Below are 24,692 nucleotides of genomic sequence, written 5' to 3' on the forward strand. Positions count from 1 at the left end.
GGGGGAAATTCCTCTAGCCTCGGAAGCGATGGCGCGGCTCGATCCCCAGGCGCTCGTGCGCCACCTGGACACGCTGCACCGGGCGGCGTGGGCGCTGTGCGGCTCACGCGAGGAGGCCGAGGACCTCGTGCAGGACCTCTGCGCGCGCATCCTCGCCAAGCCGCGGCGCGTGAGCGGCGACGAGCTCGCCTACCTGATGCGCGCGCTGCACAACACGTTCCTCACCTCGCGCCGGACCGCGTCCCGCCGCCCGCGCGCGGACGTCGAGCTCGAGCACGTCTCCGCCCCCGACCCGCGCACGGACAGCCGCCCGGAGCAGGCGGCCGAGACGCACGAGGTCTTCGCGGCGATCTCCGCGCTGTCCGACGAGTTCCGGCTGGCGCTGGTCGCCGTCGACATCGCCGGGCTCTCCTACGCCGAGGCGGCGGACATCCTCGGCACGCGCGAGGCGACGATCGCCTCGCGCCTGTTCCGCGCGCGCGACCAGGTCGCGCGCGCCCTGCGGGAAGTTCCGGCCCCCGAGCGGAGTGTTAAGTAGGCGATGGACGAAGCGACGCAGCGAGAGCTCGCGGCACTGGCCGACGGCTCCCTCCAGCCCGCGGCCCGCGAGGCGCTGCTGCGGCGTGCGGAGACGTCGCCGGAGCTCGCCGAGGCGCTCGCGCGCCAGCGTCATGCGGTGACCGCGATCCGCGCCGCCGCGCCGCCCGCGCCGGACGCGCTGCGCGCGCGGGTCGCCGCGATGGTGGCCGCGGCCGACGGCGCCGGCGGGACCGCGACCGAAGGCCACCGCCGCGCGCGTCTCCTGCGTCCTCGCACCTTCGCCCTCGGCTCGACGGTCGCCGCGCTCGCCGCGGCCGCGGTGATCCTCTTCGCCGGCGGCGCGCAGGGCCCGAGCGTGGCCGACGCCGCGCAGCTCGCGCTCGCGCCGGCGCGCTCCCCCGCCCCCGCCGCCCAGCCCGCGGCGGGAACGCTCGCGGCATCCGTCGACGGCGTCGCGTACCCGTACTGGGCCGACGCGACCGGCTGGCGTGCGACCGGCTCGCGCAGCGACGCGGTCGACGGCCGCGCGGTCCGTACGGTCTTCTACGCCGACGCGAAGGGCCGGCGCATCGGCTACACGATCGCGTCCGGCTCGCCGCTGCCCGCCAAGGGCGGCACGACGGTCGAGCAGGACGGCGCCTCCTACCGCGTCATCCGCTCAGGCGGCGCGACGATCGTGACGTGGCTGCGCGACGGCCACACGTGCATCCTCGCCGCGCGCGGCGTGCAGGCCAACGTGCTCGTCGGCCTGGCGGCCTGGGCCTGATCAGCCCTCGCCGCCGCCGGAGACGCTGCCGCCGCCACCGCTGCTGCCACCGCCGGACTTCGGCTTGGAGCTCGAGCCCCCGCCGCCGCCGGTGCCGCCGCCGGTGGTCCCACCGGTGGTCCCGCCCGTGGTGCCGCCGGTGTTCGGCACCGCGGTGCCCTGCGGAGCCGGCGTCGTGTTGGTCGCCGTCGAGGTGGTCTTCTTCGCCGCCGCCTGCTTGACGGGATCCTTCTTGAGCACCGGCAGCGCCGTCGCCTTCGGCGCGGACGGCGGCTCGTAGCCGGCGGCCTTGAGCAGCGCGAGCGACTTGGCGACGTCCTGCCCGGCGGCGACCGCCTTGCCGCTCTCGCGCCGGTAGCCGCCGCGATCCTTCGACCGCGCCTCCTTGGCGGCCTGCTTGTACGCGGCGCCGGCGGCCTTCAGCGCCGCCGTGAGCTGGGCGTTGCCGAGCACGTCGGCGGGGCTGAGCGAGAGCCCGCCGAGCGTCCTGGCGGCGCTCGCGTACGCGGATGCCAGCCGGTCGGTCGCCGGCGCCTGGGCGCCTCGCGTCCTGGCCTGCCGGAGCGCGCGGGCGGCGGAGCTCTGCCGCTGACCGAGCTTCGCCAGCGTGCTCGCCAGGCGGCCGGCATAGTCCTTGCTCGGACCGACCGGGAACGGCTTGCCCTGGTCGACCCGGAACGTCTTGGCGACCGCGTCGCAGGTCGGCGCGAACGCGGCCGCGCCGCCCGTTGCCGGCACGCAGGCGAGCGTCGCGACGCCGGCGGTCGTCGGCACGGCGAAGATCGTCGCGACGCGGTCGCCGCCGATCTTCACGTTGGCGTACCGGTACGCCTGGACGCCGCCGCCGAGGTCGGCCGCCGTGCGCCGCGGCACGTCGCCGGCCGCCGCGATCAGGTCCTGCGAGAGCAGCGTCGAGTTGGCGGCGCTGTCGTCCGCCTTGCCGAACTCGATCGCCCCGCCGCCGGGGCCCGCGAACGACGTCGGGCCGGGGAGCCCCGGGACCACCGGCGGCGACGCCGGCGCGGACCAGCCCATCGGCACCTTCAGCGAGAGGCCGGCGCTCGACGCGGCGACCGCCGGCGCCGTGTTGCTCACGGGCTTCGGCGCTGCGCCGCCGTCATTCCCGCCGCCGCCCCCGGCGGCCACGATCGCGATCACGGCGGCCACGGCGACGCCGCCCCCGATCGCTGCGGGGACGATCCAGCGGCGCGGCTTCTCCTCGCGCGGCTGCACCGCCGGCGGCTCCGGGGCGAGCGCCTTCGGCATGACCGTCGGCGCCACCTCCTCGCGCTCCGGCGGGGAGACGACCTGCTCGGGCTCGGGCGGCGGCGTGACGACGGGCGGCTCGCTCGTCGGCGGGAGCGAAGGCGGCGGGGCGACGTAGGTCTCGAAGCCGGGCTGGTGGACGACGGCGTCCGGCTCGGGCGCGGGAAGCGGCGGCGGCGGGATCAGCGCGTCGGTCGGCGGCGGCGGCGCGGGCTGCCCGAACGTCACGAAGCCGGTCTCGGCGACCGGCTCGTCGCCGGCCGGTGGCGCGGGAACCGCCGGCGAGGGCATCGGCGTCGGCGGGCCGGTGACCGGCTCCGGGATCACGGGCGCCGACGCCGACGGCGGCGGCGTGTACATCGGTGGCGCCGTCTGCGGACCCGTGTCGGCCGTCTGCCCCCACGCGAAGGACTTGAACTCCTCCGACGCCGTGCCGTCCATGTTGGTCTGGAACGGCGCCGGCGTCAGCGGCTTCGAGCCGTCGGACTCCGTCACGCGCTCGACCAGCCGCGCCTCGCGCCGCCAGCGCGGGCCGAGCAGGCTGAGCAGGACCTCCTCGAAGTCGTCCCACGCGTCCTGCGCGTCCTGCGTGCGCCGGCCCGGCTCCTTGACGAGCAGCCGCTCGATCCAGTCGGAGATCCGCTGGTCGACCTCGGGCACGATCGACTTGACCGGCGCGATCTGCTCGTTGACGTGGCGCAGGAGGATCGCCATCGGCGCGTCGGAGTCGTGGAACGGCACGTTGCCCGTGAACAGCTCGAACGCCATGCACCCGACCGAGTAGAGGTCGGTCCACGGCCCGATGTCCTGCGCCATCGCCTGCTCAGGCGCCATGTAGGTCGGCGTGCCGACGGTCGTGCCCGTCGCGGTCAGGAACGCGCCGGTCTGCATCTTCGTCGTCGCCTTTGCGATGCCGAAGTCGGCGATCTTCACGCGGCCGTCGGCCGTGACCATCAGGTTCTCCGGCTTGAGGTCGCGATGGACGATGCCGTGCGACTCCGCGTGCGTGAGCCCGGCGAGCAGGCCCTCGAGCACGCCGCCGATCTGCGCGAGCGTGAGCCTGCCCACGTAGGGGCGCAGCGAGCCGCGCTCGACGTACTCCATCGCGATGTAGGGCGTGCCGTCGTGCTCGAAGTAGTCGTGGACGGTGACGATGTTCGGGTGCGAGAGCGAGCCGGCCACGCGCGACTCGCGCAGGAAGCGCTGCGCGAACGAGGGATCCGACGCGTGGAAGGCGCCGAGCTCCTTGAGCGCCACGAAGCGGTCGAGGTCGGTCTGGCGGGCCAGGTAGACCATGGCCATGCCGCCGCGGCCCACCTCGCGGAGGATCTCGTAGCGGCCGACCGTCTTCATCACGTCAGGCATCCCTGCGTTCCCTCTCCTAGCCGGCCGCGATCACTTGTACTTGCCCCGGGAAGACGACCATCAGCGTCGGGCAGGGCGCTGGAGCGCCGTCCGTCACGCCGGGCACGGACGGGTTGCCGAGCATGACCGGCTTGCCGCCCACCATCACCTTCGTCGAGACCGATGCGCCCGGCACCGGCAGGACCGTGCTCGTGGTGCACGGCTTGCTCGCCGGCGAGGGCGGGACCGGGCACGTCGTCGGGTTGCCGGAGATGTCCCCCGCGCAGATCGCGGGCGCGCCGCCGATCATCACCTTGGTCTGCTTCGGGAACACGACGACCGGCCCGGCGTGGCAGCAGGTGATCTGGGCGGAGCTGTTGACGATCGGGGGCATGCCCTTTCCTTGCGCTATGGCGGCGCGTAGTATCGCCGCACCCTGACCCCTCGACAACCATCCCCCAGGGTGAAGCTCGCGTTCGCCGTCCGCGAAGGCCTCATCTGACGCCCGCTGCTAGGGATAGGAGGCCTGACATGGGCCTCCCGTCCACCATGTGTTCATGCTGACTTCGCTGCTCGCGGGCAAGCGAATCGTGATCTGCGCCGGCTCGGGCGGAGTCGGCAAGACGACGACCGCCGCGGCGGTCGCGATGGGGATGGCCGAGCGGGGACTGCGGGTCGCCGTGGTGACGATCGACCCCGCGCGGCGGCTCGCGAACTCGCTCGGGCTCCAGGAGCTCGGCAACGAGCCGCGGCTGGTCGACCTCACACCGCACGGCATCGAGGCGCGAGGCGAGCTGTGGGCGATGATGCTCGATGCCAAGCGGACGTTCGACGAGCTGATCGAGCGGCTCGCGCCGGACGAGCGCACGCGCGACGAGGTGCTCGCCAACCGGATCTACCAGCAACTCTCGAGCGCCGTGGCCGGCTCGCAGGAGTTCACGGCGATCGCGAAGCTCTACGAGCTCGACCAGGACCGCAGGTTCGACCTGCTCGTGCTCGACACGCCGCCGTCGCGCAACGCGCTGGACTTCCTCGACGCGCCGGACCGCCTGACGCGCTTCTTCCAGGGCCGCGCGCTGCGCCTGTTCCTGCGCCCGGCGGGCTTCGGCGGCAAGATCCTCGGACGCGGGACCGGCGTGGTGTTCTCCGTGCTGCAGCGGGTGACCGGCGTCGACCTGCTGCGCGACCTGTCGGTCTTCTTCCGCTCGCTCGGCGGGATGGTCGACGGGTTCACGGACCGCGCCCGGCGCGTGGGCGCGCTGCTGGAGGACCCGGCGACGACGTTCCTGATCGTGACCGCGCCGCGCCACGATCCGGTCGAGGAGGCGATCTTCTTCCACCGCAAGCTGCGCGCCGCCGGGATGCCGTTCGGCGGGCTGGTCGTCAACCGGCTGCACGTCGCGCCACACGGTCCCCTCCCGCCGGACCTCGGCGCGGCGCTGACCGCGCGGGTCGAGGCGGCGCTGGAGGACCTCAGCGCGCTGGCCGAGCGCGACGCCGCCAACGTCGAGCGGCTGCGGGCGGCGCTGGGCGACCCGGCGGCCGTGGTCCCGGAGCTCGACGACGACGTGCATGACGTCCAGGGGCTCGCGCTGGTGCGCGAGCACCTCTTCGCGGACTGATCGCTACGCGAGCTGCTCCGGGACCGGCTCCTCGAGCAGGCCGTCGGCGAGGCGGCGCAGGCCGGGGTCGAGGTGGCCGCAGAGGACGTCGCGCAGCACCGCCCGCAGGCAGCCGCCGAGCTCGGACACGAGCTGCTCGACCTCGGGCGTCGGGCGCACGAAGCCGGCCATCGCGGCGCGCTCGAGCGAGATCGCCTCGCGAACCCGCTGCTCGAGCCGGTGGCGCATGTCGCGCTCGGCGCAGATCGCGGCAAGGCGCTCGGCGAGATGGTCGTAGCCGGGCGAGTCGGTGTCGGCGAGCAGCGCGCGGCCGGCGAGCAGCCAGTCGGTCAGCGCGTCGACGGAGCTCCCGCGCTCGCAGCCGAGCTCGAACCGGCGCAGCGACCAGGCCAGCTCGCCCGCGCGCGGCGTGCGGCGCGCCACGAGCGAGCAGAACGCGCGCAGCGGGTCCTCCTCCTCGGCGCTGAGCAGGCAGTCGCCGCCGGTGCGGCGGACGCCGCTGGCGAGCGCGATCGCGATCCACGCGCTGCCGTCGGTCCGGGCCCAGGCGGTCGGGCCGAGCGCGGGCTCGGCGTCGTCCCACAGCCGCAGCGCGGTCTGCAGGCGGCGCAGGCGACGACCCGCGGTCTCGAGCGCGTTGCCGTCCTCGAGCGCGAGCACCGCGACCGTCGCGTGGATGTCGTCGGTCAGCCCCGCCGGCGCGTCGGAGAGCGTGTGCGCGCGGACGAGCGAGAGCCCCTCGCCGAGCGGGACCTCGTCGGACTCGATCACGAGGCCCTCGACGGGGGTGAGCACGACCGAGAGCGTGCAGCCGGCGTACGCGGCCTCCTCGAGCTCGGCGTAGGCGGCCTCGAAGCGGTCGGGCTCGAAGACGAAGTCGGTGGCGTCCTGCCAGACCGCGGCGAGGAAGGCCTGCAGGGCGGCGTCAGCGTGCCCGCGCGCCGCGCCCTTGGGGACGCGGCGGCCGCGGCGGGTCAGATAGCCCGGCAGCTCCGGCAGCTGCGCGAGCTGCTGCGCGGCGGCGGGATAGGACGGAAGACGGGCGAGAACGCCGACGCGCTCGGCGATGAAGCGCCCGGTCAGCGGGCGGTAGCAGTAGAGCGGTGCGCTCGCCCGGCCTTGCTCGATGAGCTCGAATGGCACTTCCGCGCCGCCCGAGACCTCTTCGGCGAGCTGCCAGGCGGCCTCCTCGACAAAGGCGGCGAGAGAGTCGTGCAGCGCGCGGTTGTGCATGCGCGGCCGATTCGCCGCGCGCACGGACGGTCCTCCCGCGCGCACGCGGGATTGCAGAGTCCAGCAGACGCCCCGGACGGAACCGGGCCGCGCGCAGCCTCGCGCGGGCGATCAGGCGGCGACGGCGGCGGGCTCAGGCGTCTCGGCGCACTTGCCCGGCGCGCCCAGCCACTCGGTCCCGTACGTGCGCATGCTGTCGATGATCGGGACGAGCGCGCGGCCCTTCTCGGTCAGCGCGTACTCGACGCGCGGCGGGACCTCGGGGTACGTGCGGCGCTCGACGATCCGCTCCTCCTCGAGTGCGCGCAGGCGAAGGGAGAGCGTGCGGGGCGAGATGCCGCCCAGGGAGCGCTCCAGCTCGCAGAACCGGGACCGCCCTTCCGCGAGATCGCGGACGATCAGCAACGTCCACTTCCCGCACACGATGTCGGCGGTGCGGCAGACGGGGCAGTCGGGATCGGGCATCTCCCCCTCAGTCTACCGCAGTGCTTTACGAACTGAAGTGACTTCATGGGCCAGGCCCGCCGGCCGGCGGTCGTGCCCTCGGAGGGAGGGCGGTGGGCTCGATGGCCCCGATCCACCGCCGCGCAGCGGGCCGCCCAGGCTGCGGCTCAGGCCGTCGCCGCCTCCAGCTCGCGCTGCTCGCCGATCGCGATCTTCTTCGGCTGCAGCCGGTCGGGCCTGGGGACGATCAGCGAGAGCACGCCGTTCTCCATGCTCGCCGTGATGCTGTCGGGGTCGACCCCTCTGGGCACCCGGAACGTGCGCTCGAAGGCCCCGAAAGTGCGCTCGGCGTGCGCCCATGTCGTGCCGTCCTCGAGCTGCGGGCGCTTGCGCGCGCCGCGGACGGTGAGGGCGTCGTTCGCGAGCTCGATGTCGATGTCATCGGTCGTCAGCCCGGGCAGATCCAAGGTGAGCACCAGATCGCCGCCGCTGACGGACACGTCCACCGGCGGCAGAAACGCAGAGCCGCGCGGCAAGGGCGCGAAGGGGAACGAGGCGAACGGATCGCTCCACAGCATCTTCGGAGGCTTCCTCCTTTCGGTGTCGACTCGTCTCCTCGGGGGGAGACCCTTCCGCTTCGGGTACTAAGACGGGTCGCCGGGAGTGTCAACCCCGCCAAGATGAATCACGTGATCGAGCACGAGGACGACATCGGCCGCGGGCAGTGCCTGGATCGCGAGCTCGCGTCGGATCTCGGCCGGCGGCGTCCGTCGCGGTCGCCGGGCGCGATGCGCTACGCCGACGCGCTCGAGCACCGCGCGCTGCTCGCGCCGGACGCCGAGCTGCAGCTCGCGCGGCGTGCGAAGGCGGGTGACGACAGCGCGCGGGCGCAGCTGGTGGAGGCGTTCATGCCGCTGATCGCGACGACGGCGCGGACCTATCGCGGCGCGCACGTCGAGCGCCTGGAGCTGTTGCAGGAAGGCGTCGTCGGGCTCTTGCGCGCGCTCGAGGGCTACGAGCCGGATCGCGGGATCCCGTTCTGGGGCTACGCCTCCTGGTGGGTCCGGCACGCGATGCAGCAGCTGGTGTCCGAGCTCGCGCGCCCCGTCGTGCTCTCCGATCGCGCGATGCGGCATCTGGCGAAGCTGCGCGAGGCGCTCGAGCGCGACGGCGAGGCGAGCCCGGCCATGCTCGCCGAGCGGGCGGCCCTGAGCATCGAGCAGGTCGAGCAGCTGCTGGCCACCGAGCGCCCGGCGCGCTCGCTCGATGAACCGGCCGGCGGCGCGCTCGGCAGCCTCGGCGAGCTGCTCGTCGACCCGCTCGCCGAAGGCGAGTACGAGCGCGTCCTCGCGGCGATCGAGGTCGAAGAGCTCCACGCGCTGCTGGCCGGGCTCTCGGACCGCGAACGCGACGTCCTGCGCGCCCGCTACGGACTCGACGGCGAGGAGGAGTCGCTGCGCGACGTCGGCGCGCGGCTCGGCGTGAGCGCCGAGCGCGTGCGCCAGATCGAGCGCCGCGCACTGGCGAAGCTGGCGGCGGAGGCCGGCGTTGACGATCCGGGGCGCGCGGCTTAGTCCACTTCGCAGAGACACCGACCATGGAAGGAGGACCGAGACCGATGCACGCTCTTCATCCGCCGCCGCGCCAACTGCTGCGCGCCGCCATGCTGGCGCTCCTGCTGGCGTTCGCGATGGCGCTCATGTCCGCCGACCTCGGTGCCCTGCGCGTGAGCCTGCCGGGCGGCGGGGGCGGCGGCACCGCGAGCGGCGGCACCGCGGCCGAGACGTCCCCGCCCGCCGGTCCGGCGAGTTGGGTGCGCGACCCGATGACGCCGCCGACGATCCTCCTCGCCCGCTAGTTCGCGCAGACGGCCGTCGCGCGCGGCGATCCGGCCGTCACCTCGTCGCCGCGGGGCCTCGCCATCGCGCGGGCTCAGCCGAGCGCGACCTCGACGTCGCGCTCCTCGGCCCCGCGGACGAGGCGGAGCGTGACCGTTGCCGGCGCGCCGTCGAGGGCGTCGAAGAGGTCGTCGACCGCGGCGACGTCCTTGCCGGCGGCGGCCACGATCAGGTCGCCCCGCTCGATCCCCGCGCGCGCGGCGGGCGAGTCGTCCACGACGCCGCGGACGAGCACGCCGTCGCGCTCCGGGAGCCCCACCGCGGCGCGCAGCTTGCGGGCTGAGCGTGGGTGCGCGAGTGCGACGCCGAGCCGCGGCCGCTCGGCGGCCTCCCCACGAGCGAGCGCGTCGACGCGCCGCCGCAGCGCGTCATCGGCGGGCACCGCGAGGATCAGCCCGCCCTCGCGCCGGACCGCGTTCAAGCCGAGCAGGCGCCCATCGGAATCGACGAGCGGACCACCGGACGAGCCGCGCGGCAGCGGTGCCGAGTGCTCTATCGAGCCGGGGATCCGCCGCCCGCGCGGCCCGCGGAACGAGCGGCCGGTCGCGGTCACGAGGCCGAACGTCGTCCGCAGGCCGTGACCGCCGGGATTGGCCAGCGCGAGCACCGGCGTACCCACCGACAGCTGCACGACGGCGTCGGCATCCCACTCGACCACCGGCGCGTCGCCCGTCTCCGTCTCCACGACGGCGACGTCCAGGTCCGTGTCGGCGCCGAGCACGCGCCCGGCGGCAATGCGCCCGTCGGCGAACGTGACCGTCGCCTCGTCGCCGCGGAGCACGTGCGCCGCGGTCAGGACCCGCCCCTCGCCGATCACCACGCCGGACCCGCGGGCCCAGCCGCGCCCGAGCCCGACCACCGCGGGTCCGACCCGCTCGGCCACCCCGGCAACCGCCTCCTGGATCGCTTCCAGAACCTGATTCATCGCTCGCGCTCCATAGTCACTTGCAAACTGCAAGTCACCGTATCAGAGCCGCACGATGCGCGCGGCGGCAGAGACCGGAGACGCGGTGCCCGGCTCGCAGACCGCAGGCGACATCCCCGGCCCGGCGGTACGCTGCGTTGCGCGATGAAACGCCGCCGCTCCAGCGCTCCCACCACGCCCCTCGCGGACGCCCTGGCACGCGTCGGCGACCGCTGGACCCTGCTCGTCGTCGCCGCTCTCCTCGAAGGCCCCAAGCGCTTCAACGAGCTGCAGGAGGAGCTGGCGGGGATCGCTCCCAACGTCCTCTCCGCCCGCCTGAAGGCGCTGACCGAGCAGGCGCTCGTGGTCGCGCAGCCCTACTCGGAGCGCCCGCCGCGGTTCGCGTACGAGCTCTCCGAGTCGGGCCGAGAGCTCGCCGGCGCGCTGCGGCTGCTCGCCGACTGGGGCGCGCGCACCGGCGCCGGCGCGGAGCCGTACCGCCACGAGACGTGTGGCTCCGCGTTGGAGGCGCGCTGGTGGTGTCCCACGTGCGGGGTCGTCGTGGACGACCCCGACGAGGACGACCTCGTCTACGTCTGACCGGCCTCAGCCGTTCAGGAGCGAGCCCAGGCCGCGGGAGCTCGAGCCCGAGCCCTGGGACGCCGCTTCCACGCGCCCCTCGGACGGCTGCACGAGCACCCAGCCCTCGCCGGCGAACGACATCTGGATCGACTCGCCGGACGCCCGGCCGATCAGGTTCTTCATCTTGAAGTCCGTCCTGATCCCGGTCGTGACGCCCGAGGACCAGGTGATCGCGGCCTGGACGTCGGCGAACGTCGGCGCCGCGGCGACGTCGAGCCGCACCGGCGGCCCGTCGGAGATGATCGCGACCCAGCCCGTGCCGTGCAGGCTCATGTTGAAGAGCCCGCCGCCCATCATCCCGCTGGCGCCCTCGACGCGCTTGATGTCCCAGTCGATGCCCGAGTCGAACGCGAGCAGGTTCGGCCCGTTGACCGTGATGAGGTCGTTCTCGAGGTAGAGCAGGTGGATGTCCTGCGCGGTGTCGGCCAGGAAGACCTCGCCCGAGCCCGTCACCTTCATCAGCTCGATGCCCTCGCCGGACACCGCCTTCTTGAGCATCCGTCCAAGACCGCCCGACCCGGCATGCTCGAACGCGACGTCGCCTTGATAGGCGACCATCGAGCCGAGCTTGGCCTGGATCGTGACCGCTTCGAGCCGGACCTTGAGCAGCTTGGAGTTCTGAAGCGCGAAGGCGTCCTGCGACTGCGTCTCATTGAACTGCGCGAGCGTGGTCTGCATGGCGCCGAAGCCTGTCCGGCGCCATCGCTTTCGTCAAGCTCTCATGAAAACATCCCCGGCGGCGGAGCCGACGGGGGCGGCGGCGCGGACGGCGTCGCAGGGACGGAGACCGGCGCCGGGGGCGCGGGCGGCGTCACGGTCGCGGTGTACTCCGGCTCGGCCGGAGCGCCCGGCGTGGGAAGCGGGCCCTCTGCGGCGACCATGAGCTTGAAGTCGTGCGGCGACGTCGCGGCGCGCATCGCCTCCTCGAACGTGATCCGTCCCGCGCGCAGGTGCTTGAGCAGGTGCTGGTCGAAGGTCTGCATGCCGTAGTACGCGCCCTCGGCGACGACCTCCGGCAGCTGGCCCGTCAGCTTCGGGTCCAGGATCATGTCGTGCACGCGGCCGGTCATGACCATGATCTCGCAGCACGCGACGCGGCCGTGCCCGTCCGTGGTGCGCACGAGCCGCTGGGAGACGATCCCCTTCAGCGTGCCGGCGATCATCGCGCGCGCCTGCTGCTGCTGGTGCGGCGGGAAGAAGTCGATGATCCGGTTGACGGTCTCGGGCGCGTCGACGGTGTGCAGCGTCGAGAGCACGAGGTGCCCGGTCTCCGCCGCCGACAGCGCGGTGTGGACGGTCTCCTCGTCGCGCATCTCGCCGACGAGGATCACGTCGGGATCCTGGCGCAGGACACGGCGCAGCGCGCGCTTGAACGACGCGGTGTCCTGCCCGACCTCGCGCTGGTTGACGATCGAGTTGCGGTCGCGGTGCAGGAACTCGATCGGGTCCTCGATCGTGACGATGTGCTTGTGCATCGTCCGGTTCATGTGGTCGATCATCGCGGCGAGCGTGGTCGACTTGCCCGAGCCGGTCGTGCCGGTCAGCAGGATGATCCCGCGCTCCTCCTCGGCGAGCGCCGTGACCGCCTCAGGCAGCCCGAGCTCGTCGACGGACTTGATCACGACCGGGATCGCGCGCATGACGATCGAGACCGATCCGCGCTGCAGGAACGCGTTGACGCGGAAGCGCCCGAGCCCCTCGACGGAGTACGAGAAGTCGACCTCGTTGTCGGCCTCGAACTCGGCCAGCTTGTCCTGGTCCTCGAGCATCTGCGCGAGCGCGGTGCGCGTGTCCTCAGGGAACAGCCGCTCGGTCCCCGGGATCGGCTCGAGGTGCCCGTGCAGCCGGATGAGCGGATACGACGGGACCTTGAGGTGCAGGTCGGAGCCCTCCGCGGCGATGAGATAGCGCAGGGCATGGTCGAGATCAAAAGCCATGACGAGGTACTCATCGGCCCTCCGGGGCGAGCCCTTGAGCCGGACGGACATGGCGTCCGCGACCGTGCCGGCGCACGTGACGGGCGGATCGACCGCCACGCCACGTACGACTGCTACGAACCGATCAGCTACGCCACGTCGCGAAGCTTCTGCGCCTCGGCGAGGCTCTGCAGCTTCTTCAGCGACTGGTTCTCGATCTGGCGGATGCGCTCGCGCGTCACGTTGAACGTGCGCCCGACCTCGTCGAGCGTGCGCGGGTGCTCGCCGCCGAGGCCGTACCGCAGCTCCAGTACTCGGCGCTCGCGGTAGGAGAGGTTCTCCAACGCCTCGCGGAGCGCCTCCTTGGTGAGGATCTCCGCAGCGCGCTCGTACGGCGACTCGGCACGCTCGTCGGCGATGAACTGGCCGAACTCCGACTCCTCCTCGTCGCCGACCGGCTTCTCGAGCGAGACCGGCGCCTGCGCGGAGCGCTTGATCGAGTCGACCTCCTCCGGATCGATGCCGGTGACTTCGGCGATCTCGACGGGCGTCGGCTCGCGGCCGAGCTCGGTGACGAGCTTGCGCTCGGCGCGGCCGATCTTGTTGAGCTTCTCCACCACGTGGACCGGGATGCGTATCGTCCGCGCCTTGTCGGCCAGCGCGCGGGCGATCGCCTGGCGGATCCACCACGTGGCGTAGGTCGAGAACTTGAAGCCCTTGCGGTAGTCGAACTTCTCCGCCGCGCGAACGAGACCGAGCGTCCCCTCCTGGATCAGGTCCAGGAACGGCAGTCCTTGGTTTCGGTAGTTCTTCGCGATGGAGACGACGAGCCGCAGGTTGGACTCGACCATCTTCTGCTTGGCGTCCAGATCCCCGCGCTCGATCCGGCGCGCGAGGTCGACCTCCTCCTGGGCCGTGAGGAGCCGGACCTTCCCGATGTCCTTCAGGAACAGCTGAAGGGAATCGGTCGTCATGTCGGGCTTGAGGTCGATCGTGGTCTTCGCCTTGCGGCGTCCGCGCTTGTCGGGCGCGCGATCTTCCTGCCCGGCGGCCAGCGCGGGATCGATCTCCTCGACCAGCTCGATCTCTGAACGCTCGAGGAACGCGTGCAACTCCTCGATGTCCGTCTCGTCGATATCGACCTCCGCCAGCGCGGACGTGATCTCGGCGAACGTGAGCACGCCCACCTGCTGACCCTTGAGGATCAGGCCCTTGACTTCTTCGAGTTCCTGCAAATCCACAACTGACATGGATGTCCCGTTCTAGCGAGGCTCTTTGAGAGCCGGCCTTTCTGGATGGATTGACCCGCGCGACTGATGTCGTCGCGGCTGAGTCTAGGCGCTGTGAATGGCGAGTTCCACCCGCGGATCGGCCGATCTCTCTGCGGCCTTTCGCGTACAGGGCGCGTGCGGGGGCTCGGTCCTCTAATTGACATGATAGGGGCCTAGACTTAGGCGCCGTGGCGGACGACCGCACCAAGTCCACGGACACGCCCCGCGGCGAGCAGGACAGCGTGCTGGGAAGCCTGCCGGCGACGCGTCCGGAACGCTTCAGCCGGACCCGGCGCGAGGTCACGGTCGCAACCGCGCAACCGCGCGGGCCGCGCCCCGCCAAGCCCAAGCCGCCGCGTGCCAAGGCACCCGCGCCGAAGCGGCGCAAGCCGGCGGCCGCTGCGGAGCACAAGCCGGTCGCCGTGAGCGCAGGCTGCCCGCCGCTGAAGAGCCCGAAGGTGTCGGAACCTCCGGCCGACCACCCGATCGGGGCACCTTCGGGCACCGAGCTCGTGACGACCGCGATCCAGGCGACGGGCGAGCTCGCCCGCATCGGCCTGACGGTCGGCGGGCAGGTCCTCAAGCGCGCCGTCGACAGGATCCCGCGCCCCTGATAGCTTTCCCGCCGCCGAGTCGCCACCGGGTCAGCGGTGGCGAGCGGGGGACCCGAAGCGGCCATCCGGTCGCAGGGGCGAATCGGCTCATGCTGTAGCGCTGCTTCCTCAGCGCGAGCCGTCAGTAACCCCGCAGGCGTCAGAGGAAGCACGATGATCGCCCGCGTATCCACGAGCCTGGTCTGCGCCTGCTTGGCGCTGGCCCCCACCGCCCGCGCCCAGGCGATGGCGCCGGCTGCCGGCGGCGTGGCCGCGCCCGTGATGGCGCCCGTCGCGCAAGCCGTCACCGCGAGTGTCAACGGCCTGACGGTCAGCGCTCTGCCTGACCAGACGCTCGGGCAGGTCGCCCGCTTCAGCGGCAACGCACCGGCCGGTCGCGTGGTGCGGCTGCAGCGCCTGGATCCCAGGACACGGCGCTGGCGCGGGCTGACCAGCGCGCGGGCGGACGCGAGCGGCGCCTACGTCGCGCGCTGGCGCCCCGACCACATCGGCCCGGCGGCGCTGCGCGCGATCCTCCACACGACGGCGGCGGCGCTGAACGTCACCGTCTACAAGCCCGCGCTGGCGACCTGGTACGGCCCCGGCTTCTTCGGCAAGCAGACCGCGTGCGGCATGGCGCTCACGCCCGACATCCAGGGCCTCGCCCACCGCACCCTGCCCTGCGGCGCGCAGGTCGCGATCACCTACGGCGGGCGCTCGATCGTCCTGCCTGTGATCGACCGCGGTCCTTACGGCGTGACCGGCGCCGAGTGGGACCTCACGCAGGCCGCCGCGCTCACGCTCGGCATCACGACGACGACCCAGCTCGGCGCCGTCCGGCTGCGGACTCAGCCGTCCGCGGCGTCCATGTAGCCGACGATCCGGTTCGTCAGCGCGGTGAGCCCCGACGCGGGCGCGTCGACCGCCAGCGGGCGGTCCACCAGCAGCGCCTCGATCCGGCCGCCGAGCGCCGGGGACACGCGGCTCGCGAGCACGGCGCCGACCTGGATCCCCTGGCGCACGACCGCCGCGTCCATCGTCCAGATCGCCTCGAACACGCGCTCGCCGCCCGCGCGGGCGGACGTCTCCCACCCGACGAGGCAGGCGCCGAAGCCCGGCGCGTCGACGATCACCGCCCACTCGTGCCCGAGCGCGTCCGCCGGCTCCACGGGGATCTCCACCGGGTGATCGTCGCGCTCGGCGCGCAGCTCCGGGAAGCGCGCGAACACGGCGACCGCGTCCGCCACCCGCGCCAGCCGGCGGTAGCGGTGCTCGACCGCGCGGTAATTGGCCTCGGCCTGGAACGAGGCCACCACGATCGGGCCGGCGGCGCGCGCCATCGCCTCGTCCTCGATCGCCTGCGAGAGCGCGAGCATGGTCCGGCGCCGCAGGCGCTGCGGCCGGACCGGCGAGTCGCCGGATGCGATCGCGCCGAAGATCGACGGCCGGTCGGTCGCGGCGTCCATCGCGCGCGCCCGCTCGAGGGCGGCCGGCACGGAGAGCCCGCGGCCGCGGAACGCGACGACCCGCTTGAGCGTGATCACGTCCTGGCGCGTGTAGACGCGGTAGCCGCCAGGGGTCCGGGCGGGCTCGGGGAAGCCATAGCGCTGCTCCCACATGCGGATCGTGCCCGCGGCAAGACCGGTCTGCTCCGCGACGTCCTTGATTGCAAGCGAGAACGAGTTCACGAGTCGGGAAGCCTCGCATCCCATACGGCGCGGCGACCGATCGGGATTCCACGTTGTGGCCGCACTGACCTATCGTGGAAGGGCCAGATGAGGCTTCTCGACCGGACCCGCGAGCACCGGCGCATCGCGCACGCGACGATCGCCGACCCCGAGCGGCACACGGTGATGGACGCGAGCGGCGCGGTGCGGTCGATCCAGGCGGCCAACGTCGACATGCCGCAGGCCGAGCTGGACGAGATCTGGACCGCCGAGCACCTGGAGCGTCTCGCGCGCACGTACTGGAAGTACCTCTCGCGCGTGACGCTGGGGCTGATCCGCGTCGTCTACACGGCCGACGAGCGCGCGGTCGTGCTCCTGCGCCGCCCGTTCGTGCTGCTTCGCATGGGCGCGCCCGAGTACGAGCTCTCGGCCGACCGCGGGATCGTGCGCTGGTACATCCAGAGCGGCCTGCTCGTGGCCAAGCGCAACCGCGGCTTCCTCGAGATCGACGTGCGCCGGATGCCGGCTGAACGGCCGGGCTTCGCGCGCGCACACGTGGAGGTCGAGGTCGCGAACTTCTATCCCGCGATCGCGCACTGGATCGCGCGCTGGTTCTACGCGCAGACGCAGTCGCGGATCCACGTGCTCGTCACGCACGGCTTCCTGCGCTCGCTGGCCAAGCTGGAGCTCGAGGAGTCCGCCGTCGGCCGCTTCGCGCGCTCACCGGTGCGCCCGGTCAACGTCGGCGACACCCCATGGCCGGCCGTTGCCGCGGTGCTCGCCGGACTCGCCGGCGCGGTCGTCGCCTTGCTGCGCCTGCGCCGCTAGCTGCGCCCTGAGCATCCCGGCGACCTCGGTCAGGGCGCCGCGGCACGCGGGGCTGACGCCGACGGAGTTGATGAAGCCGTGGAAGAGGCCGCGGAAGCGGTGCGCCAGCACGGGCACGCCGGCGTCGCGCAGGCGCGCGGCGTAGGCCTCGCCCTCGTCGCGCAGCGGGTCGAAGCCGGCGTTGACGACGATCGCCGGCGCGACGCCGGACACGTCGGGAGCCAGCAATGGCGAGCGGCGGATGTCGGCGGCGTCGGCGCCCTCGGGCAGGAAGTGCCCCGCGTACCACTCGATCAGCGCGCTGGTGAGGAAGAACCCGTCGCCGAACAGCTCGTGCGAGCGGCGCATGCGCGTCATGTCGACGGACGGGTAGATCAGCAGCTGCAGCGCCGGCCCGGGGCGGCGCTCCTGCGCGATCAGGGCGGCGAGGTTCCCGCCCGCGCTGTCCCCGCTGACGGCGACGCGCCGCGGGTCGGCGCCGAGCGCCGCCGCGTTCTCGCACGCCCAGTCGTAGGCCGCGAGCGCGTCCTCGACCCACGCCGGGAACGGATGCTCCGGCGCGAGCCGGTAGTCGACGCTCAGGACGCGCACGCCGCCGTGGCGGCAGAGCACGCGGCAGGGCGCGTCGTGCGTGTCCAGGTCGCCCGCGACGAAGCCGCCGCCGTGGAAGTAGACGAGCAGCGGGTGCGGGCCGGGCTCGTCGGGCACGTACAGGCGTGCGCGCAGTCCCGCGGCGGTCAGGTCGCGCACCTCCGCCACCTCGATCGCGCGCGGGCCGGCGGCGATCCACGCCTCCTCGCGCGTCACCGCGCGCCCGCGCTCGACGGTCATCGACGCGTCCCAGATCGGCGGCTGCATCCGCTCGCGCAACGAGAGCAGCAGCTGCACCTCCGGATCCAGGCGCTGGCCGTCGATCTCGACCGGCGGCCGGCCCGAGAGCAGGATCTGGGCGCGCGGCGAGAGCCGGCCGAGCCACGGGCCGGTGCGCCGCGTCACTCGCGCGCGGGCGTTCATCCCATGCGGTATCCGGTCAGGTCGCGCAGCTTCGTGCGGTCGTGGCGCGACTGGATCCGCCGCACGGTGCCGGAGCGGCTGCGCATCACGAGCGACTCGGTCGTCGCGCCGCGCGCGCCCTCGTAGCGGACGCCCGCGAGCACGTCGCCGTCGGTCACGCCGGTCGCGGAGAAGAAGCAGTTGGAGCCCTTGACCAGGTCGTCGTGGGTGAGCACCTTGCCGACGTCGTACCCCGCATCCTCGGCGCGCCTGCGCTCGTCGTCGTCGCGCGGCCACAGCCGCCCGATCAGCCCGCCCCCGTAGCACTTGAGCGCCGCGGCGGAGATGACGCCCTCGGGCGTGCCGCCGATCCCCCACAGCAGGTCCACGGGCCGGTCCGGCGCGGCGGCCAGCAGCGCTCCCGCGACGTCGCCGTCGGTGATCAGGCGCACGCGCGCGCCGGCGTCGCGGATCGCCTTGATGCCCTCCTCGTGGCGCGGGCGGTCGAGCACGACGACCATCACGTCGCGCACCTCGACACCGCGCCGCTCGGCCACGAGCTCGACCGTCCTGCCGAGCGGGCGGTCGAGGTCGAGCAGGTCGGCGATCTCGTCACGGCCCGCCATCTTCTCCATATAGAAGACAGGCCCGGGGTCGAACATCGAGCCGCGCTCGGCCAGCGCGATCACCGACAGCGCGTTCGGGCGGCCCGCGGCCGCGAGCCGCGTGCCTTCCAGCGGGTCGACCGCGATGTCGACGTACGGCGGCGTGCCGTCGCCGACCTCCTCGCCGTTGGCGAGCATCGGCGCCTCGTCCTTCTCGCCCTCGCCGATCACCACGACGCCGTCCATGTGGATCGTGTGCAGCACGGCGTGCATGCCGTCGACGGCGGCCTGGTCGGCGGCCTCCTTGTCGCCCATGCCGACCATCCGCGCCGCCTGCAGCGCGGCCGCCTCGGTCACGCGCACGAGCTCGAGCGCGAGGTTGCGGTCGGGGGGCATGTCTTCATCGCGGCGAGCGGCCATGGTTCACAGCACTCCAGGTGGCTTTCGGGGACGTTCGGTGCCGCCGGCGCGGATCGCTCCGCCGGCGATCTCCAGCAGCGCGCCGAGCACGGCGAGGTACCAGCCGAGCCGGAGCTGGATCTGTCCCGAGGGCTCGCCCGGGCGATCCACGACGCCGACGTAGAGGACCAGGACGACGGCGATCATCGCGACCACCGCCGTCAGCTCCCCGCGCGGCCACGACAGCTGGTGGTCGCGGACGACGACCCAGGCGAGGATGAGCGGCGCCGCCGCGGCGAGCAGCAGCGGCCAGTGCAGGATCGGGTGCGACTCCCACCCGGTGACGGACCCGCGCGCCCCGTCGATTCGAGCGTTCGCGTTGTCCGGGTTGGTGCGGTACCACGGGAGGGAGAGCCCGAGCGCGAGCAGGAGCCCGCCGAGCACCGCGAGCGCCTCTGCGCGTCCCAGGCGGACGAGCTGCATTCGGCCGTGAGCCTACCCGGTGTCGCCCGGGAGAGGCGGCGCTTGCGCGTCCGCGTATATGGTGCGCCGCGATGCGGTGGGGCCTCACCATCCCGTTCACCGGCGTCCCGCTGGCGGATCACGGCGACCTGCTGCGGCGCGCCGAGGCGCTCGGCTACGACGACCTGTGGAGCGCCGAGGCCACCGGCGTCGACGGCTTCACGCCGCTCGTCCTGGCCGCGGCGTGGACCGAGCGGATGCGGCTCGGCACCGCGATCGTCAATCCCTACACGCGCGGGCGCGCCCTGATCGCGCAGAGTGCGGCGGCGCTGCACGACGCCTCGCGCGGGCGCTTCGTGCTCGGCCTCGGCTCCTCCTCGGACGTGATCGTCGAGAAGTGGAACGGCGTGCCGTTCGAGCGCCCGCTCGCACGGATGCGCGACGCGGTGCGCGAGCTGCGGCCGGTGCTCGCCGGCGAGCGCGGGCGGGGCGGCTTCAAGCTCGAGCAGCCGGCTCCGGTGCCGATCTTCCTCGCGGCGCTGCGCGACCGGATGCTCGCGCTCGCGGGCGAGGTGGGCGACGGCGCGATCCTGAACTTCACGCCGCTGTCGGCGGTGCCCGACGTCGTCGCCGCCGTGGGAGCCGACGTCGAGATCGCCTGCCGCTTCTTCTGCTTCCCCGATCACGACGTCGCCGCGGCCAAGCGGATGCTCGCCGCCTACGCGACGGTGCCGGTCTACGAGGCGTTCTTCCGCGCGCACGGCTGGGGCGAGCGGATCGACCCGATGGTCGAGGCGTGGAACGCGGGCGACCGGCGCCGCGCGGCCGAGCTCGCGCCCGAGGACCTGGTGCGCGAGGTGTTCGTCTTCGGCTCGCCGGAGGAGCAGCGCGAGCGGCTCGGCGAGTTCGCCTCGGCCGGCATCGACACGCCGATCCTCACGCCGGTCTGCCCGCCCGATCGCGTCGGCGAGCTGCTGGAGGCATGGGCGCCATGACGGCGACGACTCGCCCAGAAGGCTCGCGTCGCTGGGAGCAATCGCCCAGCGGGCGATTCTCCCGCGCGGGGTGCGCCGATGTCTGATGCGCTGGCCGTCGGCCCGGACGGCGTCGAGCGCTGCTGGTGGGGTGCGTCGTCGGAGGAGTACGCCGCCTACCACGACCGCGAGTGGGGCGTGCCCGTGCGCGACGCTCGCTCGCTCTACGAGAAGCTCTGCCTGGAGGCGTTCCAGTCGGGGCTGTCGTGGATCACGATCCTGCGCAAGCGCGAGCATTTCCGTGCCGCGTTCGCCGGCTTCGAGATCGAGCGCGTGGCGGCGTTCGGCGAGCACGACGTCGCGCGCTTGATGGGCGACCCCGGGATCGTCCGCAACCGCGCGAAGATCGAGGCGGCGATCGTCAACGCGCGCGCGGCGCTGGAGGTCGACCTGAGCGAGCTGCTGTGGTCGTTCGCGCCCGCGTCGCACCGGCGGCCGCGCTCGCGAGCCGAGGTTCCCGCCGTCACGCCCGAGTCCAAGGCGATGGCGAAGGAGCTCAAGCGGCGCGGCTTCAAGTTCGTCGGGCCGACGACCGCGTACGCGCTGATGCAGGCGTGCGGCCTCGTCGACGACCACATCGAGGGATGCCCGGCGGGCACGTGATCTCCGCCGACGGCGCGTCGACCACGTACGAGCGGCTCGGCGCGGCGCCGGCGGTGGTGCTCGTCGGCGGCGCGGTTCTTCACAGGGCCTGCGGCTCGGCCACGTAGCGGCTCGCTCGCCTCGGCGAGATCTCGTGGGCGAGGTCCGCGATCGCCACGCGCACGTGCGAGTGGTCGAAGTCGATCCCGACGGCGACGCGGCGAGCACGACCTTTCGCGGCGGCTGATTTGATGGCGGCGTGTACGAGCGACTGCGCCCCCCGGGGCTGCCCGTCGCCGCCGAGGACCTGCTGCGCGAAGCGCGGCTCGGCGACCTCGCCGGCGACGCGCGCCCCTATCTGTTCATGAACTTCGTCGAGAGCGCCGACGGGCGCGCAACGCGTGAGGGCAGCTCGCGCGAGCTCGGCAGCGAGGCCGACCTGGAGATGCTGCTGGCGCTGCGGACGATCGCGGACGCGGTGCTCGTCGGCCCCGGCACGATCCGGGTCGAGGGCTACGGCCGGCTCGTGGGCAACCCCCAGCGGCGCGAGCGCCGGATCGCCGCCGGTCAGGTCGCCGACCCGCCGCTGGTGCTGTTCTCGCGCAGCTTCGACGTGCCGTGGGAGGCGGCCGTCTTCGACGCTTCCGAGCAGCCGGTGCTGATCTACACGGCGGTCTACGGCGAGGCTCCGGACGTGCCGGCGCCGGTGGAGGTCGTGACGCTCGACCCGTACTCGTCCGCGGCGGCGCTCGCCGACCTGCGCCGGCGCGGCGTGCGCGCGCTGCTGTCGGAGGGCGGCCCGACGCTGTTCCGCGGCCTGCTGGATCAAGGGCTCGTCGACGAGCTCTTCCTCACGCTCTCGCCGGAGTTGGTCGGCGGCGAAGAGCGGCGGGTGATCGGAGGGCCGCCGCTCGGCGCGCCCGTCGCGCTCGGGCTGCAATGGACGTTGCAGGCGGGGGATGAGCTGTTCCTGCGTTACCGGATCGGACCCGCGTCGTAGCGGACCGAGCTCCCGGCTACCCAGCTCGCACGCGAACGTATTCGACGGCAGACACACCCCGCTTGAACGGGTGGCCCGCCTCCTCGGGCACGACCGCACGAAAGGCGTAACGGGTCGTGATCCTCGTACCGGTGAAGCGGTACCGGTAGCTCCACCGACCTCGTCGTCCTCTCGCGCGAGCGGTGGCGAACGTCCTCCGGCAGCCGGCAACGGACCTCCCAGCAAGCGCCCGCGGAATGTGACGCTCGCGCCGTTGCGCACGCCGGCGCGGTTGGAGGCCAGGGTCGCGCCGGCGCGAACCGCCAGCTCGACGTCCGCCGCGGCCGACCGCGTCGTCGGGTCGCCGGCATATCGGAACCGCAGCGTGCGCGCGGGGCCGGACGCCGGCCGAAACACGAACGTGCCGTGACGCGACGTACGAAGCGTCGTCAGAGCTCGCCAGGCGGCACGGTCGTCCCCGACACGCTCGAGCACGGCGATCGGCGAGCTTGCTCGCGGCTTGCCGGTGGAATCGCTCAAACGTCCGGCCAACGCGATGCTCTGCCGGTACCTGAGCGAGACTCGGGCGACCGACCGCGGGCCGTGCCCGCGCCGCGTCACGGTCATGCGGCTCCTCTCGCGCGCAGGAAGCTCGAGGGCGAGTGGGCGCCCGTCCGGGATCGTCGTCGTCGTGAACTCGTTCCCGGCTCCGTCGATGGCGTGAGCACGAAGATCGTATGTCCCGGCCGGCATCACATCGTCATCGACCACAGCCGCGAACGTCTGTCCCGTCCGGCCTACGTCCAGCACGGTCCAGCTCCGGTCGCCCCGCCTGCGTGCCTCGATCTCCACGCGCGCGACGCCGGAGGTCGCATCGGTTGCCTGCACTCTGATCCGGGTCGGATCGGAAGGGTCCGGGGGAATCAGGACGGCCGCCGGTCGCTGCGTGTCCAGCCGGAGATGGCCTGCGATCGCCGAATTCCCTTCGTCGAAGTTGCCCGCGGCGTCGGCCACGGCGATGCGCGCCTGCCAGGTCCCATCGCCGGCACCACGAGATCGTCGAGCCTCGCGATCTCGTCCCCCACGCGCTCGCCGCGTACGCATCCAGACCGGGCTCGCGCCTCGTCGCTCGAGAGCGGATACGCCGACGTTGTCGCCGGCGCGAACGGCGACCCGGTTCGAAAGTTCGCCCCCGCACGCCCGCCGCCGAGCGAAGGGCTCCGTTCTCGCGCCAGTGGGTAGGGTCGGGCGCATGATGCGCCGGATCGTCGTCTTCGCTCTTCTTCTGCTCACAGCGCCCGCGAGCGCGCAAGCAGCCACGTTGACCAAGACAGGGTCAGTGCTGAACTACACCGGGGACCCGGGCAGGACGAACGTCGTCACGTTCACCGAGGGGTCCCTCGGCTCGATCGAGGTGCAGCGCGGCGCGGCTGACAATGACGCGATCACCGCCACCGGCTGCACGGGGCCCGTGCTCGGCACCACGTTCACCTGCAACGGGATCACCGGCGTGACCGCCGACGGCGGCGACGGCGACGACACCCTTGACGCGTCGGGCCTGACCGCCGCGCGGGCGACGCTCTCAGGCGGCGCGGGCAACGACACCCTGACCGGTGGCGCCGCCGCGGACACGCTCAGCGGCGGCGACGGTGACGACCGCCTCACCGGCAACGCGGGCGCCGACTCGATCAACGGGGGCGCCGGGCTGGACCACGCCGACTACACCGGCACGCCGCTCACGATCTCGCTCAACGACCTGCCCGACGACGGCGCGCCGAACGAGGGCGACAACGTCCGCTCCGACGTCGAGGACGTCTCCGCCAACCCGGGCGCCGGCGGCACCGCGACGATCACCGGCAGCGACGCGGGCAACATGCTCAGCCTCGCCGGAGGCGGCGGGACGATCACCGGCGGCGCCGGCAGCGACATGCTCCAGGGCGGCCCCGAGAACGACACGATCGACGCGCGCGACGGGTACGCCGACCGCGTCTCGTGCGGCACCGGGACCGACACCGTGCGGGCCGACCAGCTCGACCAGGTCGCCGCCGACTGCGAGAACGTCACGCGCGAGCCGGTCGTCGGCGGCGCCGACGACCGCCCGCCCGCGGTCGCGTGGACGGCGCCGTCCTCCGGCGCGAACCTCCCGGCCTCCGGTCCGACCACGCTCGCCGTCACCGCGACCGACGACCGTGGCATCGCCAAGGTCCAGTTCTTCGACGACGACCGGCTCGTGTGCGAGGACACCGCCGCGCCGTACACCTGCGCGTACGCGCCGCGCGGCGGCGACGTCGGCCGCGACACCCTCAGCGCCCGGGCGATCGACACGGCCGACCAGACGACGAGCGCGATCCAGGCGGTCACCGTCGGCCGCTTCACCCCACGCTCGCTCTCACTCAAGCTCTCCCCGGCGCGCGACCGCAAGGCGCCGTACCGCTTCAACCTCAGCGGCGCCCTCGGCCTGCCGACGCCGGTCGCGCGCTCGCAGGGCTGCAGCCAGGGCCAGATGACGATCACGGTCAAGTCGGGGACCAAGACGGTCGCCACCCGTCATGCGAGCGTCTCGCGCGTGTGCGAGTACCGGCTGCGGATCACGTTCTCGCACCGGCCCGGCAAGGACCGGCTCAAGTTCAGCGCCCGGTTCACCGGCAACGACGTCATGGCCCCGACGTCGGCGACGAGCCGCACCGGGCGGACGCGCTAGCCG

The 24,692-nt window shown here is 73.2% G+C and carries 26 protein-coding genes and 1 riboswitch; of the genes, 13 read left to right on the forward strand and 13 right to left on the reverse strand.

Features of this window, described 5'->3' with window-relative positions:
• Positions 1–28: 28 nt before the first annotated feature.
• Both H958_RS0110370 and H958_RS0110375 read left to right on the forward strand, forming a co-directional pair.
• Positions 29–538 carry an RNA polymerase sigma factor gene (locus H958_RS0110370; protein ID WP_028058626.1) on the forward strand — a complete coding sequence of 170 codons (510 nt, stop codon included), beginning with the start codon at positions 29–31 and terminating at the stop codon, positions 536–538.
• A 3-nt stretch (positions 539–541) separates the two neighbouring features.
• Positions 542–1,306: a hypothetical protein gene (locus tag H958_RS0110375; protein ID WP_028058627.1), complete on the forward strand. Its 765-nt coding sequence runs from the start codon at positions 542–544 to the stop codon at positions 1,304–1,306.
• On the opposite strand, the gene H958_RS43120 is transcribed toward H958_RS0110375, so the two are convergent.
• Together H958_RS43120 and H958_RS0110385 are read right to left on the reverse strand one after the other, a co-directional pair.
• Positions 1,307–3,937, reverse strand: a complete 2,631-nt coding sequence (locus tag H958_RS43120; RefSeq protein ID WP_051324070.1) for a serine/threonine-protein kinase — start codon at positions 3,935–3,937, stop codon at positions 1,307–1,309.
• Between the two features lie 16 nt (positions 3,938–3,953).
• Positions 3,954–4,310 carry a hypothetical protein gene (locus H958_RS0110385; RefSeq protein ID WP_028058628.1) on the reverse strand — a complete coding sequence of 119 codons (357 nt, stop codon included), beginning with the start codon at positions 4,308–4,310 and terminating at the stop codon, positions 3,954–3,956.
• A 163-nt stretch (positions 4,311–4,473) separates the two neighbouring features.
• Between H958_RS0110385 and H958_RS36300 the strand changes: the two genes are divergently transcribed.
• Entirely contained in the window at positions 4,474–5,538 is a 1,065-nt protein-coding gene (locus H958_RS36300) for an ArsA family ATPase (protein WP_081685836.1), read from the forward strand.
• A 3-nt stretch (positions 5,539–5,541) separates the two neighbouring features.
• On the opposite strand, the gene H958_RS46175 is transcribed toward H958_RS36300, so the two are convergent.
• The 3 genes from H958_RS46175 to H958_RS36305 form a co-directional block, all read right to left on the reverse strand.
• A complete protein-coding gene (locus tag H958_RS46175) occupies positions 5,542–6,795 on the reverse strand; it encodes a hypothetical protein (RefSeq protein WP_156027887.1) in 1,254 nt (417 codons plus the stop codon).
• An 87-nt stretch (positions 6,796–6,882) separates the two neighbouring features.
• Positions 6,883–7,236 (reverse strand): winged helix-turn-helix transcriptional regulator, encoded by a 354-nt coding sequence (locus H958_RS0110400; protein ID WP_028058631.1) that lies wholly within the window; start codon positions 7,234–7,236, stop codon positions 6,883–6,885.
• 146 nt (positions 7,237–7,382) lie between these two features.
• Entirely contained in the window at positions 7,383–7,721 is a 339-nt protein-coding gene (locus H958_RS36305; protein ID WP_196807303.1) for an Hsp20/alpha crystallin family protein, read from the reverse strand.
• A 183-nt stretch (positions 7,722–7,904) separates the two neighbouring features.
• Here H958_RS36305 and H958_RS0110410 point away from each other — a divergent pair, with 183 nt between their 5' ends.
• Positions 7,905–8,789, forward strand: a complete 885-nt coding sequence (locus H958_RS0110410) for a sigma-70 family RNA polymerase sigma factor (protein WP_196807304.1) — start codon at positions 7,905–7,907, stop codon at positions 8,787–8,789.
• A 44-nt stretch (positions 8,790–8,833) separates the two neighbouring features.
• Positions 8,834–9,073, forward strand: coding sequence for a hypothetical protein (locus H958_RS0110415; protein WP_028058633.1), 240 nt, complete (start codon positions 8,834–8,836; stop codon positions 9,071–9,073).
• 74 nt (positions 9,074–9,147) lie between these two features.
• Here H958_RS0110415 and H958_RS36310 read toward each other — a convergent pair whose 3' ends face one another.
• Positions 9,148–10,038 (reverse strand): S1C family serine protease, encoded by an 891-nt coding sequence (locus H958_RS36310; RefSeq protein WP_081685768.1) that lies wholly within the window; start codon positions 10,036–10,038, stop codon positions 9,148–9,150.
• Positions 10,039–10,182: 144 nt separating this feature from the next.
• Here H958_RS36310 and H958_RS36315 point away from each other — a divergent pair, with 144 nt between their 5' ends.
• Complete coding sequence (locus H958_RS36315; RefSeq protein WP_051324072.1) at positions 10,183–10,617, forward strand: winged helix-turn-helix transcriptional regulator; 435 nt, start codon at positions 10,183–10,185, stop codon at positions 10,615–10,617.
• Positions 10,618–10,623: 6 nt separating this feature from the next.
• Here the strand turns inward: H958_RS36315 and H958_RS0110430 are convergent, their stop codons facing one another.
• The 3 genes from H958_RS0110430 to H958_RS0110440 all read right to left on the reverse strand — a co-directional run bounded on the left by H958_RS0110430 (position 10,624) and on the right by H958_RS0110440 (position 13,825).
• The gene (locus H958_RS0110430) at positions 10,624–11,337 is read right to left on the reverse strand and encodes an AIM24 family protein (RefSeq protein WP_028058634.1); all 714 of its coding nucleotides are present in this window, start codon (positions 11,335–11,337) and stop codon (positions 10,624–10,626) included.
• Between the two features lie 41 nt (positions 11,338–11,378).
• The gene (locus H958_RS0110435) at positions 11,379–12,596 is read right to left on the reverse strand and encodes a type IV pilus twitching motility protein PilT (RefSeq protein WP_028058635.1); all 1,218 of its coding nucleotides are present in this window, start codon (positions 12,594–12,596) and stop codon (positions 11,379–11,381) included.
• Between the two features lie 128 nt (positions 12,597–12,724).
• Positions 12,725–13,825 (reverse strand): sigma-70 family RNA polymerase sigma factor, encoded by a 1,101-nt coding sequence (locus tag H958_RS0110440; protein WP_081685769.1) that lies wholly within the window; start codon positions 13,823–13,825, stop codon positions 12,725–12,727.
• Positions 13,826–14,034: 209 nt separating this feature from the next.
• Here H958_RS0110440 and H958_RS0110445 point away from each other — a divergent pair, with 209 nt between their 5' ends.
• Together H958_RS0110445 and H958_RS43125 are read left to right on the forward strand one after the other, a co-directional pair.
• Positions 14,035–14,460 carry a hypothetical protein gene (locus H958_RS0110445; RefSeq protein WP_028058637.1) on the forward strand — a complete coding sequence of 142 codons (426 nt, stop codon included), beginning with the start codon at positions 14,035–14,037 and terminating at the stop codon, positions 14,458–14,460.
• A 2-nt stretch (positions 14,461–14,462) separates the two neighbouring features.
• Positions 14,463–14,614, forward strand: a riboswitch (cyclic di-AMP (ydaO/yuaA leader).
• Entirely contained in the window at positions 14,614–15,312 is a 699-nt protein-coding gene (locus tag H958_RS43125; RefSeq protein WP_081685770.1) for a septal ring lytic transglycosylase RlpA family protein, read from the forward strand. (Overlaps the previous riboswitch by 1 nt.)
• On the opposite strand, the gene H958_RS0110455 is transcribed toward H958_RS43125, so the two are convergent.
• Positions 15,288–16,127 carry a DICT sensory domain-containing protein gene (locus tag H958_RS0110455; protein WP_028058638.1) on the reverse strand — a complete coding sequence of 280 codons (840 nt, stop codon included), beginning with the start codon at positions 16,125–16,127 and terminating at the stop codon, positions 15,288–15,290. The two genes, H958_RS43125 and H958_RS0110455, sit on opposite strands and share 25 nt — an antisense overlap.
• Positions 16,128–16,214: 87 nt before the next feature.
• Here H958_RS0110455 and H958_RS0110460 point away from each other — a divergent pair, with 87 nt between their 5' ends.
• Positions 16,215–16,934, forward strand: a complete 720-nt coding sequence (locus H958_RS0110460) for a hypothetical protein (RefSeq protein ID WP_028058639.1) — start codon at positions 16,215–16,217, stop codon at positions 16,932–16,934.
• Here the strand turns inward: H958_RS0110460 and H958_RS36325 are convergent.
• The 3 genes from H958_RS36325 to H958_RS0110475 are packed head-to-tail and all read right to left on the reverse strand — an operon-like array spanning position 16,827 to position 19,414.
• Positions 16,827–17,948 carry an alpha/beta hydrolase gene (locus tag H958_RS36325; protein WP_081685772.1) on the reverse strand — a complete coding sequence of 374 codons (1,122 nt, stop codon included), beginning with the start codon at positions 17,946–17,948 and terminating at the stop codon, positions 16,827–16,829. The genes H958_RS0110460 and H958_RS36325 overlap by 108 nt on opposite strands.
• Positions 17,945–18,952, reverse strand: coding sequence for a class II fructose-bisphosphatase (glpX, locus tag H958_RS0110470; protein WP_028058640.1), 1,008 nt, complete (start codon positions 18,950–18,952; stop codon positions 17,945–17,947). The genes H958_RS36325 and glpX overlap by 4 nt, the downstream gene beginning before the upstream one ends.
• 3 nt (positions 18,953–18,955) lie before the next feature.
• On the reverse strand, positions 18,956–19,414 hold the full coding sequence (locus H958_RS0110475; protein ID WP_028058641.1) for a hypothetical protein: 459 nt from the start codon (positions 19,412–19,414) through the stop codon (positions 18,956–18,958).
• Positions 19,415–19,485: 71 nt separating this feature from the next.
• On the opposite strand from H958_RS0110475, the gene H958_RS36330 reads away from it, so the two are divergent.
• From H958_RS36330 to H958_RS44995, 4 genes are all read left to right on the forward strand, one after another.
• On the forward strand, positions 19,486–20,388 hold the full coding sequence (locus H958_RS36330) for an LLM class flavin-dependent oxidoreductase (RefSeq protein ID WP_051324074.1): 903 nt from the start codon (positions 19,486–19,488) through the stop codon (positions 20,386–20,388).
• 78 nt (positions 20,389–20,466) lie between these two features.
• Positions 20,467–21,030, forward strand: coding sequence for a DNA-3-methyladenine glycosylase I (locus H958_RS0110485; protein WP_028058642.1), 564 nt, complete (start codon positions 20,467–20,469; stop codon positions 21,028–21,030).
• 238 nt (positions 21,031–21,268) lie between these two features.
• On the forward strand, positions 21,269–22,009 hold the full coding sequence (locus tag H958_RS36335; protein ID WP_051324075.1) for a dihydrofolate reductase family protein: 741 nt from the start codon (positions 21,269–21,271) through the stop codon (positions 22,007–22,009).
• 1,318 nt (positions 22,010–23,327) lie between these two features.
• On the forward strand, positions 23,328–24,689 hold the full coding sequence (locus H958_RS44995; protein WP_081685773.1) for an Ig-like domain-containing protein: 1,362 nt from the start codon (positions 23,328–23,330) through the stop codon (positions 24,687–24,689).
• Positions 24,690–24,692: the final 3 nt, after the last annotated feature.

The organism is Candidatus Solirubrobacter pratensis, assembly GCF_000425945.1.
Lineage (GTDB): Bacteria > Actinomycetota > Thermoleophilia > Solirubrobacterales > Solirubrobacteraceae > Solirubrobacter > Solirubrobacter pratensis.

Excerpts from the sequence above, each read along its gene's own strand:
- H958_RS0110370 (WP_028058626.1), top strand. The coding sequence starts at position 29 with ATGGCGCGGCTCGATCCCCAGGCGCTCGTGCGCCACCTGGACACGCTG.
- H958_RS0110460 (WP_028058639.1), top strand. The coding sequence starts at position 16,215 with ATGAGGCTTCTCGACCGGACCCGCGAGCACCGGCGCATCGCGCACGCG.
- H958_RS36330 (WP_051324074.1), top strand. The coding sequence starts at position 19,486 with ATGCGGTGGGGCCTCACCATCCCGTTCACCGGCGTCCCGCTGGCGGAT.
- H958_RS0110430 (WP_028058634.1), bottom strand. The coding sequence starts at position 11,337 with ATGCAGACCACGCTCGCGCAGTTCAATGAGACGCAGTCGCAGGACGCC.
- H958_RS43125 (WP_081685770.1), top strand. The coding sequence starts at position 14,614 with ATGATCGCCCGCGTATCCACGAGCCTGGTCTGCGCCTGCTTGGCGCTG.
- H958_RS0110400 (WP_028058631.1), bottom strand. The coding sequence starts at position 7,236 with ATGCCCGATCCCGACTGCCCCGTCTGCCGCACCGCCGACATCGTGTGC.
- H958_RS0110440 (WP_081685769.1), bottom strand. The coding sequence starts at position 13,825 with ATGTCAGTTGTGGATTTGCAGGAACTCGAAGAAGTCAAGGGCCTGATC.
- H958_RS36315 (WP_051324072.1), top strand. The coding sequence starts at position 10,183 with ATGAAACGCCGCCGCTCCAGCGCTCCCACCACGCCCCTCGCGGACGCC.
- H958_RS36325 (WP_081685772.1), bottom strand. The coding sequence starts at position 17,948 with ATGAACGCCCGCGCGCGAGTGACGCGGCGCACCGGCCCGTGGCTCGGC.
- H958_RS0110475 (WP_028058641.1), bottom strand. The coding sequence starts at position 19,414 with ATGCAGCTCGTCCGCCTGGGACGCGCAGAGGCGCTCGCGGTGCTCGGC.
- H958_RS0110415 (WP_028058633.1), top strand. The coding sequence starts at position 8,834 with ATGCACGCTCTTCATCCGCCGCCGCGCCAACTGCTGCGCGCCGCCATG.
- H958_RS36310 (WP_081685768.1), bottom strand. The coding sequence starts at position 10,038 with ATGAATCAGGTTCTGGAAGCGATCCAGGAGGCGGTTGCCGGGGTGGCC.
- H958_RS0110375 (WP_028058627.1), top strand. The coding sequence starts at position 542 with ATGGACGAAGCGACGCAGCGAGAGCTCGCGGCACTGGCCGACGGCTCC.
- H958_RS0110485 (WP_028058642.1), top strand. The coding sequence starts at position 20,467 with ATGTCTGATGCGCTGGCCGTCGGCCCGGACGGCGTCGAGCGCTGCTGG.
- H958_RS0110385 (WP_028058628.1), bottom strand. The coding sequence starts at position 4,310 with ATGCCCCCGATCGTCAACAGCTCCGCCCAGATCACCTGCTGCCACGCC.
- glpX (WP_028058640.1), bottom strand. The coding sequence starts at position 18,952 with ATGGCCGCTCGCCGCGATGAAGACATGCCCCCCGACCGCAACCTCGCG.
- H958_RS36300 (WP_081685836.1), top strand. The coding sequence starts at position 4,474 with ATGCTGACTTCGCTGCTCGCGGGCAAGCGAATCGTGATCTGCGCCGGC.
- H958_RS43120 (WP_051324070.1), bottom strand. The coding sequence starts at position 3,937 with ATGCCTGACGTGATGAAGACGGTCGGCCGCTACGAGATCCTCCGCGAG.
- H958_RS0110435 (WP_028058635.1), bottom strand. The coding sequence starts at position 12,596 with ATGGCTTTTGATCTCGACCATGCCCTGCGCTATCTCATCGCCGCGGAG.